At 74.4% G+C, this 13616-nt stretch carries 9 protein-coding genes; all 9 read right to left on the bottom strand.

What is annotated here, in order from left to right; all coding sequences use genetic code 11:
* Window positions 1-9: 9 nt before the first annotated feature.
* The gene (locus tag KBI5_RS06675; RefSeq protein WP_085014607.1) at window positions 10-675 is read right to left on the bottom strand and encodes an isochorismatase family protein; all 666 of its coding nucleotides are present in this window, start codon (window positions 673-675) and stop codon (window positions 10-12) included.
* A 30-nt stretch (window positions 676-705) separates the two neighbouring features.
* Window positions 706-1491: an SDR family oxidoreductase gene (locus KBI5_RS06670; protein ID WP_085014605.1), complete on the bottom strand. Its 786-nt coding sequence runs from the start codon at window positions 1489-1491 to the stop codon at window positions 706-708.
* Window positions 1492-1547: 56 nt separating this feature from the next.
* Window positions 1548-3062 (bottom strand): tryptophan 7-halogenase, encoded by a 1515-nt coding sequence (locus KBI5_RS06665; protein WP_085014604.1) that lies wholly within the window; start codon window positions 3060-3062, stop codon window positions 1548-1550.
* The gene (locus KBI5_RS06660) at window positions 3059-3826 is read right to left on the bottom strand and encodes a class I SAM-dependent methyltransferase (protein WP_085014602.1); all 768 of its coding nucleotides are present in this window, start codon (window positions 3824-3826) and stop codon (window positions 3059-3061) included. The genes KBI5_RS06665 and KBI5_RS06660 overlap by 4 nt, the downstream gene beginning before the upstream one ends.
* A gap of 66 nt (window positions 3827-3892) precedes the next feature.
* Window positions 3893-4729, bottom strand: a complete 837-nt coding sequence (locus tag KBI5_RS06655) for an alpha/beta fold hydrolase (protein ID WP_085014600.1) — start codon at window positions 4727-4729, stop codon at window positions 3893-3895.
* Entirely contained in the window at window positions 4726-6042 is a 1317-nt protein-coding gene (locus KBI5_RS06650) for a cytochrome P450 (RefSeq protein ID WP_198537537.1), read from the bottom strand. The genes KBI5_RS06655 and KBI5_RS06650 overlap by 4 nt, the downstream gene beginning before the upstream one ends.
* Window positions 6039-8111, bottom strand: coding sequence for a Gfo/Idh/MocA family oxidoreductase (locus KBI5_RS06645; protein WP_085014599.1), 2073 nt, complete (start codon window positions 8109-8111; stop codon window positions 6039-6041). Before KBI5_RS06645 ends, KBI5_RS06650 begins: the two co-directional genes overlap by 4 nt.
* The gene (locus tag KBI5_RS06640) at window positions 8108-9349 is read right to left on the bottom strand and encodes a saccharopine dehydrogenase NADP-binding domain-containing protein (protein WP_085014597.1); all 1242 of its coding nucleotides are present in this window, start codon (window positions 9347-9349) and stop codon (window positions 8108-8110) included. The genes KBI5_RS06645 and KBI5_RS06640 overlap by 4 nt, the downstream gene beginning before the upstream one ends.
* Window positions 9346-13616, bottom strand: a 4271-nt coding sequence (locus KBI5_RS06635) for an amino acid adenylation domain-containing protein (RefSeq protein WP_116289856.1), incomplete at its 5' end; no start/stop codon positions are given. The genes KBI5_RS06635 and KBI5_RS06640, both read right to left, overlap by 4 nt.

Below are 13616 nucleotides of genomic sequence, written 5' to 3'. Positions count from 1 at the left end.
GCGGCACAGTCAGGCGGGGTGGACCAGCTGTTCAAGACCGGTGGTCAGGGACCAGCTGGTCAGGATCTGCGAGGTGGTCTGCACGGCGGCGCACTGGCCGGCGGCGAGCTGGAGCGCGCCGAGATGCTGGTCCGGGTTGAAGGCGGCGACCGCGTCCGCCACGAGGAACGGGGCGATGTCGGACATGAAGGCGTCGCACGCCGTCGCGTAGACGCCGATGTGCGCGTACACGCCGCAGATCACCAGCTGGTCACGCCCCGCCGCCGCGAGCCGCGCGAGCAGGTCAGTCCGGTGGAAGGCGCTGTAGCGGTGCTTGACGACCACGCCCTCGTCGCCGGCGGGGACCAGCGGGGCGACGACACGCGCGCCGTCGCCGGCCATGCCGGGGCCCCAGAAGTCCCAGAGCAGGCCGCGCTCGGCCCGCTCCTCGGCGGGCCGGGCCACGCTCCAGAACACCGGGATCCCGGCGGTGCGGGCCGCTCCGCACAGTGAGGCGGTGTTCTCGATCAGCTCCCGCCTCGGTGAGGCCGCCTCCGGGTAGGGCGCCAGATAATGGGCCTGCATGTCGTGGACGAGGAGCGCGGCCCTGGACGGCGTGCAGCGCCAGCCGACCCGGTTCGGTGGCAGCTGGTCTGTTGATGGCATCGGATAGTCCGGCACGGGCGGAAGGGCCACGTGACTGTCCTCCTCGGGGGTGATGTCTTCTCAGCCGCGCAGCGCGGCGCCGCCGTCGACGTAGAGGCTGTGTCCGGTGATGTGCCGGGCGCGGTCGGACATCAGGAACACGACGGCCTCGGCGACGTCGGTGGGCCGCGCGGCCCGGCCGAGTGGGATGGCGTTGCGGAACCGCTCCGGGGTCGCGGCGGCCGCCCGGGTGAGCCCGTCCGGGCCTGGCCAGGCGGCCCGCGCCAGCGGAGTGTCCGTCACGCCGGGGCAGACCACGTTGCAGCGCACCCCGGCGGGGGCGAGCTCCAGTGCGAGGCAGTGGGTGAGGTGCGCGGCGGCGGCCTTCGCGGCGGCGTACGCCGCCATCCCGCTGCGCGGGACGCCGGCCGCGTCCGAGGCGACGGTGACGATGCTCCCGCGGCGGCGTGCCGCCAGCCGGGCACCGACCGACCGGCTCGCCAGGAAGACCCCGGTCGCGTTCACCTCCAGCATCGTCCGCCAGTCCGCGACCGTGGTGGCCGCGACGTCGCCGACGCGCACGATCCCGGCACAGTTGACGAGCGCGTCGATCGGGCCTAGCTCAGCCTCCACGCTGTCGACGAGCGCGGTCACCGACGCCTCGTCGGTGATGTCGACTCCCCGGGCGACGACTGCCGCCCCCTGGCCGGTGAGCGTCTCCGCCAGCCGTGACGCGGCCGGCTCGTCACAGTCGGCCGCGACCACCTGGGCGCCCTCTCGGGCCGCCAGCTCGACGACAGCACCGCCGATCCYGCCGGCCGCACCGACCACCAGGATGATCAGACCGCGTAGATCTCCGTCCCGCATGCGGGTACCTCCGTTACCTCGTCCAGGGACCGGCCGCCGCCGTGCTCCGTGCGGGTTCAGCCCGTGGCCTCGGCCCAGCGCAGGCCGTTCCTGGAGGTGATGAGCCCGCCGGTGAGGATCGGCGATTCCCGGGTGGCCTCTCCGCGCAGGCCACGTGCCTGAATCTGGTTCATCTCCTTCATGACATCGGCGACCACGGGCGCGCCGAACAGGTGGTACATACGCTCACCTGACTCGGTCTGCATGGTGCCGGTCTTCTCCGCCGCGTCGGCCAGGTCGGCCGCGGAGCGGTTGAACCGTTCGGCCAGAGTGGAGAACTCGCCGCTTCTCCCGGCGAGCGCGACCTCCTTCGAATGCACGCCGCCGACCAGAGTCACGAAAGCCTCCAGGTCGGTCGAGTTCTCCTCGGTGACCTTCCTGGCCTTCCAGAAATAGGAGCCCTCGTTGGCCTGCATGTCGTAGAAGGCGGTGAGGAACTCGTGGAACACGCCGTACTCCCGGCGGTATCTGCCGTCGAACTCGCCGAACGCGCGTTCATCGGTGAGATCACCGGCGAGCACGCTGTTGATCGACCGGGCGGCGAGCAGCGCGCCGTAGGTGGCCAGGTGCACACCGGTGGAGAAGACCGGGTCGATGAAGCAGGCCGCGTCACCGACCAGGACCATGCCGGGCGCCCAGAACCTGGTGTTGGTGTACGAGTAGTCCCTGCGGGTGCGCARCTCGCCGTACATTCCCTCGGTGACCCGGGTCGCGTCGGACATCATCTCGCGGACGACCGACGTGCGGTTGACGAAACCCCACAGGGCCGCTTCCTGGTCACCGCGCAGCTGGTCGGCCTGGGTGCGGCTGACCACCGCGCCCACGCTGGTCAGCGTGTCCGACAGCGGGATGTACCACATCCAGCCCTCGTCGAAGGCGGCGCAGAGGATGTTGCCGGCGTCCGGGCCCGGCAGCCGCTTCCCTCCCTCGAAATAGCCGAACAACGCGATGTTCTTGAAGAACTCGGAATAGTGCCGGTCGCCGCCGGCCTCCTTGTAGAGCGCGCTCTTGTTGCCCGAGGCGTCGACCARCCATTTCGCCGTCGCCCTGTGGCTGATCCCCTCGCCGTCGAGCCAGCGGACGCCGCGGACCTGGCCTCCCTCACGCAGAACCTCGCGGACGTCCACACCCTCGCGCACGTCGACGCCCTTCCTGGCGGCATTGCGCAGCAGAATGTCGTCGAAATCGGCCCTGCGCACCTGGTAGGCGTACGACGTCGGGCCGGAGAGCTGGGGGGAGAGCGCGAACAGGAAGTTCCACGGCTGCGGGTTGGTGCCCCACCGGAAGCTGCCGCCGCGCTTGGGCATGAACTTCGCCTGTTCGACCTCGTCGGCCACGCCCAGCAGCCGGCAGATTCCATGAATCGTCGCGGGCAGCAGCGACTCCCCGATCTGGTATCGCGGAAAAACCTCTTTCTCCAGGAGAAGGACCCGGTGGCCCTCGAGGGCGACCAGCGTCGAGGCGGTGGAGCCGGCCGGGCCACCGCCCACCACGATGACGTCGTATTCCTCGGGACGGGCTGATGCGCTCACCGTTCGTGTCCTCGTTTCGAGCTTGAAGGGTTCGTCGCGGCCGTGAGGACGACAACGCGGAAGGTTCCCTCGGCGGCGCCGGTGACGTCCGCGCAGGTCAGCCCGGCTTCTGCGGCGAGTTCGGCGGGGTCCTGCGTCCACCAGTCGTAGGAGTCGTCGACGGCCCTGGCCAGGGTGTCCCCGCGGTAGACCCGCCAGGTGGTGGTGAAGCGCATGAGGCCCGGTGACCCGCCGGGCCGACCTTCCACCCACCACTCGTAACGCTGCCGGCCGACGGTGTCCGCGACCGTGAGAGTCGGGGGCAGGACACGCGGCGTCCGGGCGCCCATCAGCTCGACCACGACGATGCCGCCGGGCGCCAGCCGTTCGCGCAGCCGGCGCCACAGCGTCGTCCGGTCCGGTCCGGGCAGGTGGCCGGCGACGCCGAAGACCACCGCCGCACCGATCCGCGGCGGCAGCGCGAGCTTCGGGGCGGCGCCGTCGACGACGGTCACCCGGCCGCGTAGCTCCGGGCGGGCCGCGACCCGGCTGGTGAGGATCGCGCGCATCGCCGCCGATGGCTCGGCTGCCACGATCGGTTCGGTGGGCAGTGCGGCGGCGATCACCTCGGTGAGGCGGCCGGTGCCCGCGCCGATCTCGACGACCGGGCCGATTCCGGCCGGCAGCGCGCGCAGCGCCGCGGCCAGTGGTGGTCCGCTCGCTGCGGCCTGCCGGCGGGCGACCAGTTCGTAGAACTCCGCCATCGGTGAGTAGTAGTCACGCACGGTGATCTCCGTCCAGGGGTCCGGGCTGCCGAGGCCCGCGCTGCCGTCGCCCGCGCTCCTGCCCGGTCACGGTGTGCTGGGCCAGGTGGCGTGCGCGCCGACCAGCGCCGGGTCGAGTAGGCCGAGCAGGGCGGAGACCACCTGCCCGCGCTGGGGCCCCAGGTAGAAGTGGTCGCCGGGGAAGACCCGGACGCTGAACCGGCCGCTGGTGAAGCGTTCCCAGGTGCCTGCCCGCCGCTCGTCGCACTCCGGGTCCGTGTCACCGATGAACACCGTCAGCGGGCAGGCCAGTGGGTCGACGGGCCGGGGCCGGTAGGTCTCGACCATCTGGTAGTCGGCGCGGACGTAGCCGAGGACCGCCCGGCGCACGTCCGGTTCGGCGAGCACCTCCGTCGCCGTGCCGCCGAGCCGGGCGAGTTCCGCGCACAGCGCGTCGTCGTCGGCGCGGTGCAGCGTGCCGCCGAGTTCCTGGTCGGGGGAGGGCCGGCCGGAGGCGACCAGCCGCACCGGTTCCGCGCGGCCGTGCCAGCGCAGCCGCTGGGCCGTCTCGTAGCCGATGACCGCGCCCATGCTGTGCCCGAACAGCGCGTACGGCCGGTCGACGTAGCGCAGCAGCTCGGTGGCCGTCGCGGTGGCGAAGCCGTGCAGGTCCACGGCGCAGGGCTCGTGATAGCGGTCCTCCCGGCCCGGGTACTGGACGACCAGCAGCTCCACCGTGGGTGGCAGCAGCGCGGCCCAGGCCCGGAAGCTGCTCGCGCCGCCGCCGGCGTGTGGGAAACAGATCAGCCGCAGCCGGGCCGCCGGGCGCGGGGCGTAGCGGCGGACGGCACCCGTCGGATGCGGTGCCGGTGCCGGTGCCGGTCGCGGTGCCGCACCCGCCCGTCCAGGCTGGTGCTGGTTCACCAGGCCACCGGCATCGCCTCGACGCCGAACGTCGCCGAGTCGTTGCGCAGCTCGAGCTCGGCGACCGGCACCACGAGCCGCAGGCCGGGCAGCCGGCGCAGCAGGACCTGGTAGGAGATCTCCAGCTCGGCCCGGGCCAGGCTTGCCCCGATGCACTGGTGGATCCCGAAACCGAACGCGACGTGGTGGCGGTTCGTCCGGTGCGGGTCGAAGCGTTCCGGGTCGGTGAACACCTCCGGATCGTGGTTGGCCCCGGCGAGCAGCAGGATGAGGCCGTCGCCCGCGGGCACCCGCACCCCGCCGACGTCGAGATCGGCGGTGGCGACGCGCAGTGGGATGGAGTCCGCGACCGACAGCAGCCGCAGCAGCTCGTCGACCGTCGGGCCGAGCAGTTCCGGGTCGGCGAGCAGCGCGGTGGCGAGGTCCGGGTTCTCCAGCAGCACCGCCGTGCCCAGCGCGATCATGCTGGTGGTCGTCTCCCGGCCGGCGACGATCGTGATACCGATGGTCGACATGAGCTCCTGGCGGGTGACCGCGCCGGTGGCGAGGTGGTTCACCACCAGCCGGGAGAGCAGGTCCTCGCCCGGCTCGGCGAGCCGATGGTCGATCAGCTCGTTGAACATCCGGAACATGTTGCCGAGCGCGGCCTGTGCCTCCTCGGCGGTGCTGTCCCGGCCGCCGGAGATGCGGGTGACGTCGCGGAAGAACTCCAGGTTGTCGGTGGGTACGCCCATCAGGTTGAGGACGGTCGCCGTCGACATCCGATTCGCGAACGCGGAGACGAGATCGACCGGCGGTCCGGCGGCGATCATCTCGTCGACCAGGGACTCGGCGAAGGCGGTCAGGCCCGGCACCATGTCCCGGACCCGGCGGGCCGTGAACTCGGCCTGCAACATCTTGCGGATGCGGGTGTGGTCCGGTGGGTCGGTCCGGATGAAGGGCCGGTTGCGGGCGGCGGTCTCCCGTTCCCCGACACCCATCGCCGGGAACGAGGGGTGCCGCGCGTCCGCGCTGACCCGCGGATCGGCGAGCAGCGCCCGTACGTCGGCGTAGCGGCTGACCACCCAGGCGAGGGCACCGGTCGGCAGCCGGACCTGGAACGCCGGCTGCTCGTCGCGCAGCCGCGCGTAGTCCGGCGGCGGGGCGAACGGGCAGGTGCGTGGCAGCGGGAAGGCGGGCGCGGCGCCCGGGTCGAGAGCGGGCCCAAGCTCCTCGGAGGCAGGCCCCGTGACCTCGGGTGCATATCCGGGGGCGGGCGGGCCCGCCACGGTGGTGGGCTCGGGCTCGGGCTCGGCGGTGGGCTGGGCGGTCAACGCGCGGTCCCTTCGGTAAATGGACGGGGAGAGGTGGTGGACAGGGCGGGGTGCGGGACGACGAGCGTCCCGATCGTGGTCGCGTGCGGGGCGTTCGGTTCGTCGGGCGGGCCGTAGGCGAGGCCTGCCTCCGCGGCGAGCGCGGCCAGGTCGACGACCCGCCACTGGTAGGCGTCGTCGACCTCGCGGACGAGCTCGCCGCCGCGCAGCACCCGCCAGGTCGTCCGCATGTTCATCAGGCCCTCGCCCGGCGGGTTGCCGTTCGACCGGCTGTCGTCCGCCGGGCTGGGCTCGGCCGGCTCGGCCTCGAACCACCACTCGTAGGAGTGCTCGCCGAGATCCGCCCGGCCCAGGCGGGCCCGCTCGATCCGGGTCGCGCCCGGCAGGTTCATCAGCTCGACGACGATCGCCGCGCCGGGAGCCATCCGCTCGGCCAGGACACGCCAGGTGGCCCGCCGCTGCTCATCGTCGAGATGACCGGCGACACCGCAGACCAGTGCGGCGCTGATCGAGTCCGGCAGGTCGGCGGCGAGGTCCGGCGCGGCCAGCGGGCTGACGGTGACCCGGCGCCGCAGGTCGTCGTCGCGCATCACCCGGCCGGAGAGCACCGCCCGCATCCCCGCCGCGGGTTCGAAGGCGATGATCTCCGCGGTCGGGAAGGCCCGGGCGACGGCCTCGGTGAGCAGCCCGGTTCCGGCGCCGACCTCGACGACCGGGCCGCAGCCCAGGTTGAGCCCGCGCAGCGCGCGCACGACCCGCGGGGCGCTGTTACGCCCGACGTGGTCGGCCGCGACCAGGTCGAAGAACTCGGCGGTGGGCGTGTACGCCTCGGCCGGAGGAAGGGCGGCGGTGGGCCGGTCGGCGGTGGGCTGGTCGGCGGCAGGTCGGCCGCTGGCCAGGTCGTCGGCCGAGTCGCCGGCCAGGTCGTCGGCGGTGATCCGCCGGGGCTCGCTGGCCCGGACGGCGTCCGGCGGGCCGAGTCGGCCGGTGACATGCGTCCAGATCCGGGCGACCGACAGGTCGAACTGGGCGGCGGGCAGCGGGTCCGCACCGGCGTCGATCCGGGCGGCGAAGGCGCGCAGCGCGCGCCGGATCGCTCGCGGCCACAGCCCGCCGACGACGTCGCGCTGCCGGAGCGGCTCGGTGCCGGGCAGCGTCGCGGTACTGGGCTGGTCCAGGTAGTCGGAGTCGGCGGCCGGGCTGTCGAGTACCAGCCGGCGGTCGGCGTCGCGCCGGCCGTGCAGCCGCGGGTTCCACAGCACCGGTCCGTGGGTGTCGGCGAGGGTGAGTACCCCCGCGTTGGTGCCGAGCGCCACCCGGTGCCACAGCAGGGCCTGGTTGTCCCGGTCGTGCGGGTCGAGCTCGTTGTGCACCCGCAGGTGGACGGCGGCACCGCCGAGCTGCCCGGCCAGCGCCCGCAGCCCCCGGCCCCCGGCGTCCGGGGGAGTCGAGCCCGGGACCGCCGCGCCGTCCGTCGGCTCCAGGCTCCAGGGGCGGACCCCGCCGAGGGCACGGGCGAGGATGTCCAGCAGCGGCAGCAGGACGTGCACGGACGTGGCCGCGTCGACGAACCGCACCGGCTCGGCGGCGCGCAGCCGGGCGGCGGCTGCGAGGAAACGCCGGACCGGTTCGACCTGGTGGTAGTGCGTGTTGACCTGGTACTGCGCGCCGGCGGTGCGGGCCAGCCGGGTCTGGGCCAGCAGCTCCGTGGGGTGCACGGGGTGCTCCTGCAGCACGTGCACCCCACGGCGCAGCAGCGCGCCGGCCAGCTCGCTGCCGGCCCCGCCGGACACCGTCGACCCCACGGCCACGACGGCCAGGTCGACGTCGTCGGGCAGGTTCTCGACGGCGTCGAGGTGCGTGACCCCGAGCCGGTCGGCGTAGGCGCGGGAGTAGGCGCTGCCGCGGCTGAGCACCCCGGCCAGCGTGAACTCCTCGGGCAGCGCGCGTACCGCCTCCGCGTACAGCCGACCGAAGTTCGTACCGCACACGACGACCCGCAGGGGGCGCGGTGACGGAGTGGGCTGCGCGGGTGGGGTGAGCCGCGCGGGTGGGGTGGGTGGAGTCACAGCACGCCCTCCTCGACCAGGTCCTCCGCCGGCAGGTCCGGGCTGGCCTTCGCCGGCGAACGCTCGTCGCGGCGGGCCTGGGCGGTGTCCGAGACGGTCAGCGACAGGGAGAACGAGGCCGACGCGGCGCGCAGCCCGTCGACGACCAGGTCCGGGTCGAGGACGTCCGCGGCGAAGTGCAGGCCGGACCGGACGTCCCCGGCGAGCACCCGCTCGGCGGCCAGCGCCCCGACCAGGCCGGTCAGGTGGTAGCTGCTGGCGGTCCGCAGCACGACGGTCCGTCCCGTGGGGCCGCCGGCGACCTGCCCGGTCATCGCGAAGGCCATCGCGTAGAACGGGCTGCGCCCGGCGAGGTCGAGGTCGGCGGCCCGGGCGAGCCGGACCCCCAGCGACTCCCCGGCCCCGCCGCCCCCGGCCCGATCAGCGGCCCCGGCCGAACCGGAGGCCTCGGCCAGATAGTGCGGCAGCCGCAGCATCTCGGCCCGAACCGCGCTGCCCGGGTGGACGTTGAACCAGTCGACGTCGGTGAGGGCCAGGACCTGGGCGAGGCGCTCGGTCTCCGCCGACAGGAACGGGGTGGCGGCGACCGGGCCGGGGAAGCCCGGTGCCCGGGTCCGCTCGGTGGCGCGCAGCGCCCGGGAGCGACGCCGGCCGGCCCGCCAGGCGGCCAGCGCCTCCCCGAACGCGGCTCCGTCCGCCCCGCCGGTCCGCAGCGACAGCAGCATGTCCTCCGCGACCAGCGGGGAACACGGCTCCCGCCCGCCGACGTGGGCGGTCAGGGTCTCGGGGCGGTCGAAGGCGCGCGCCAGCCAACGCGGGAGGACGCTGGACAGCCCGGGGAGCACCCCGGCGGAGAACACGACCGTGCGGTCGGTGCCGGCCAGGCCCCGCGCGACCATCCGCTCATGGGCCGGGTCGTCGCCCGCGACGTCGACGCAGTGCGCGCCGGCCGCCACGGCCGCGGCCGCGACGGTCTCCTTCAGCAGGTAGGTCGGCCCGGCACAGTTGATCACGATGTCGCAGCCGGAGCAGAACGCGGCCAGGCTCTGTGGGTCGGTGGCGTCGGCCGGCCGCACCTCACCCCGGCCGTCGAGCCGCTCGTCGACGAGTCGGCGCAGCGCGTCGGGCCGGCGGGCCCCGAGCCGCAGCCGGTCGGCGCCGAGCCTGCGCAGCTCCACCGCCGCGCCCTGGCCGACCATGCCGGTCGCGCCGAGCACCCCGACGACACGCCCCTTCATCGGGTCACCGCGCCGGAGGTGAGCCCGCCGACCAGGCGGAGCACGCCGGGGGAGTGCTCGACGGACAGGCAGGTGAAGTGGTCGCCGGGGACGTCGATGATGCGCAGGTCGCCGAGGCAGACCTCCTCCCACTGCGCGGTCACCGCCTCCTTGCTGCCGGGGAAGGGATACGTCCCGCTGTGGCGCAGGAACGTGACGTCGCCGGCGTACGGTTCCGGCAGGTAGCGGCTGATCGAGAACACGCTCTGCTGGAAGGTGCGCAGCAGCCGGGTCATGTGCTCCGGGGTGTACATGCCGGCGGAGGCGGGGACCGCCCGGCACATCCGTTCGACGCGCTCCTCGCGCGGGGTGTCCGCAAGCTCCCGGAACCGGGCCGCGATGTCGGTGAACGGCCCGTTCAGCTCGGCCATCCCGCCGTCGCGCAGCACCCCGGGGGTGTCGGCGAGCACCGCCTCGCTGGCCCGGGCGACCTCCGTCTCGTCCGCGGGGAAGCCGATGTCGGGCGGGTTGATGCCCATCATCACCGCGAACGAGTACTCGGCGAGCAGGGCGTCGTCGAGCCGGAACCGCGGGCTGTGCGAGCTGATCGCGGTCAGCGACGCGGGTGGGACCCCGGCCTCGGCGAGGCCGCGGGCGACCTCGAGGGCGATCAGACCGCCCAGGCAGTAGCCGACGAGGTGGATCTCCCGGTGGCCGGTGGCGTCGCGCGGCAGGTCGAGCAGCCCGCGCACGTACCCGGCGGCGAGCGCCTCGACCTGCCCGGTGGGTTCCGCGTCCAGGTAGGCGTTCAGGTCGGGGACCTCCAGCCCGATCAGGGCGGCGGTGCCCGCGGAGCGCCGGCGGATCTCGGTGACGAGTGCGCGGTAGGGCATCAGCGTGCCGGTGCCGGCATGCACCAGCACGGTGATCGGTGCGGCCGGGTCGGCGAGACCGTCCCCGTGCAGCTCCACCAGGGCGGAGCCGGTGGCGCCGCCGGGCCCACCCGAGCCCGAGCCCGCGCCCGTGCCTGCGCCGCCGTCCCGGCCCGCCGGGCCGAGCGCGGTCGCCGTGCGCAGGAACTCGGCGAGTGCCGCGACGGTCGGCTGGCGCAGCAGGTGACGCAGGACCACCTCCCACTCCAGCGCGACGACGTCCGGGATCCGCTCGCGGACCTGRCCGACCATCCGGGCGACGAGCAGCGAGTCGCCGCCGAGGGCGAAGAAGTCGTCGTGCCGGCCGATCCGCGCGACCCCGAGCAGCTCGGCCCACAGACCRGCGAGCTGGCTCTCCAGCACGTCCGCCGGCTCCGCGGAGCGGCCGGCCCCCGCCGCGGAGCTGTCGGCCTGCGGCAGCCAGCCGGTGAGCCGGGCCCGGTCGGTCTTGCCGTTGCCGGTCCGCGGCAGCGCGTCGACGACCTGCCAGGCGGCGGGGACCATGTACTCCGGCAGCTGGTCGGCGGTGTGCCGGGCGAGTGTCACCGGGCTGACCGGCACCCGGTCGGTCTTGGTCCGCGCCAGGAAGAGACGCTGGCCGGTGCGGTGCAGCGGATGGTCCTCGTACGGCAGTGYCGCCGCGACGTCGGCACCGGCGTCCGCGAGCACCGCGGCCCACTGCGGGTCGGTCAGGAAGGACTGGCCGGCGGCGGCCCGCAGGTCGGTGCGGGGGCCGGACGTCGCTTCCAGGAACTCCAGCGAGACCAGCAGCGGATGGTGGTCGTCCCGGGCGTTCTCCATGACCAGCAGCCAGCCGCCCGGCGCGAGCAGCTCGGTCAGCGTCGCCAGCATGCCCGGTATGTCGGAGGCGCTGTGCAGCACGTTGGGGCAGACGACGACGTCGAAGGAGTTCGGGGTGAGCCCCTGCGGGCGTGGGTCCACCGCCGGGTCGAACACCGTGAACCGGACCCAGGGAAAGTCGAGGAAACGCGGCTCCGCCTCCCGGACGAAGAACCGCGACGGGTCGGTGTAGAGGTAGTCGACGCCGAACTCGGCGAGCGCCGGCACCAGCTCGGCGGTGGTGGCCGCCACCCCGCCGCCGACCTCCAGAACCCGCAGCGGCTCGTCGGCGCGGGGCCCGGCGGCGTGCAGCGCGGCGATCCGCCGGGCCCCCGCGACCGCCCCGCGGTGCAGGTGCCGCAGGGCGAGGTTGTCCCGGTAGGCGGCGGCGAGCACATCGGTGTCGGCGCCGGGGAACAGCAGTGCCCGGATGTCGAGCTCACCGCTGACCAGCGCGGGCAGGTGCGCGGCGCAGGTCCGCATCACCTCGACAAGGTCGGTGCCGTAGGAGACCGCCGCCTCGGCGTCGTCCAACTCCTTCCACAGCGCGGCGAGCTGGCCGTCGTCCGGCACGGTGCCCGCCGCCAGAGCTCCGGTGGCCGGGTCGAGCCGGCCGGTGTCCACGAGCGCGCGCAGCCAGCGCCGGACGACATGCGCGCTGGTCGGGGTGGCCCGCAGCCCCGCGCACACGGCCTCGGGATCCAGCGGCGCCGGTCGGGCGGGCAGGCTTTCGTCGGCGAGGGTGCGGGCCATCAGGCCGAGCGCGACGTCGTCCATGGCAGCCAGGAACCGGTCGAGCGCACGCGGGTCGACCGGCTCCGCGTCGCCGTTCGCGTCGCCCGTGGCGTCGCGGTGTGCCGCCTCGGCCGCGTCGTCGCCGGCCGCCTGCGCGTCCGTGGCCGGGAAGTACGCCGCGCGGAGGTCGTCATCGGTGAGGTGGGCCGGCTCGACGAAGGCCGCGAGCCGGCGCCCGGACGGGCCGGTGTCGTCGACGACGACCGCGGCCGCCCCGACCTGGGGGTTGGCGAGGACAGCCGTCTCCACCTCGGCCAGCTCGATCCGGTAGCCGCGGATCTTGACCTGGTCGTCCTCCCGGCCGAGGAACTCGATGCTGCCGTCGGGGTGGTAGCGGCCCAGGTCACCGGTCCGGTAGAGCCGTTCACCGGTGACCGGATGGTCCACGAACCGCTCGGCGGTGCGCCGGGCGTCCCCGAGATAGCCGAGGGCGACCCCCGTGCCGCCGATGTACAGCTCGCCGGGTACCCAGTCCGGCCGGTCACGCATCGCCGGGTCGAGCACGTGGAAGGTCTGGTTGGCCAGTGGCGTGCCGTAGGGGATGCTCGGTCGGCCGCGGTCGACGACGCCGATGGGATGCACGATCGACCAGATCGCGCCTTCGGTCGCGCCGCCGAGGCTGACGACGGCGAGCCCGGGCACGAGCCGGCGGATCTCGTCGGGCAGCGGCACCGGGATCCAGTCCCCGGACAGCATCGCGAGACGCAGCGTCGGCAGGCCGGCCTCAACCTCGGGCGCGGAGCGCAGGAACTCGGCGAGCATCTGCAGCTGGCCGGGCACCGAGTTCCAGATCGTCACCCCGGCGCCGCGGACGAGCTCCGCCCAGTGCGACGGGTCGGCGCGGCGGTCGGCCTCGGGCAGCACCAGCCGCGCACCGACGGACAGCGGGCCGAACACGTCGTAGACCGACAGGTCGAAGCCGAGGCTGGCCAGCCCGAGCACCGCGTCACCCGGCCCGACCTTGAACCGGCTGTTGATGTCGACGACCGTGTTGAGCGCGGCCCGGTGGCTGATCATCACGCCCTTGGGGGTGCCGGTCGAGCCCGAGGTGTAGATCACGTAGGCCAGGTCGCCCGGGTCGGCCGGCGGGTTCCCAGCCACCAGGTCTGTGTCGGTCGGGGTGGCCGGGGCGGGTCCGGTGGGCGCCGTGACATCGAGGACCTCGATAATGGCCGGCCAGCCCGCGGACTCGGCCAGCCACGGCTGGGTGAGCAGCACGCGCACCCCGGCGTCGGTGAGGATCGCCGCCCGCCGCGCGGCCGGCTGGCTGGTGTCAACCGGCAGGTAGGCGGCACCGGCCAGGTGCACCCCCAGCACGCCGACGATCTGCTCCCAGCCCTTGTCCATGCCGACCGCCACCGGCTCGGCCGGCCCGACTCCGGCGGCGGTGAGGCGGGCGGCGACGGCGCGCGCCTCGGCGGCGAGCTCCCGGTAGGTCAGGTCGCGCCGCGCCGAGCTCACGGCGACGGCGTCCGGGGTCCGCGCGGTCTGGGCCAGGACCCCCTCGTGCAGCAGCCCGCCCGGCACCGGGCCCGTGGTGTCGTTCACCGCCCGGCGGGCGGCGCGCTGGGCGTCCGGCAGGGTCACCGGGGCCGGGCCCGTCCACACGGCCGGGTCCGCGGCGAGCCGGCGCACCGCCTCGACGTAGGAGCCGAAGGCGGCCTCGGCCAGCCCGTCCGGCAGGACCCCGCGGCGGACGTCCCAGGACAGCGACAGCCCGC

The organism is Frankia sp. KB5 (assembly GCF_002099325.1).
In the GTDB taxonomy this organism is placed as follows: domain Bacteria; phylum Actinomycetota; class Actinomycetes; order Frankiales; family Frankiaceae; genus Frankia; species Frankia casuarinae.
Note: the sequence above shows the minus strand (reverse complement) of the source record. Positions and strands in the feature narration are given on the sequence as shown.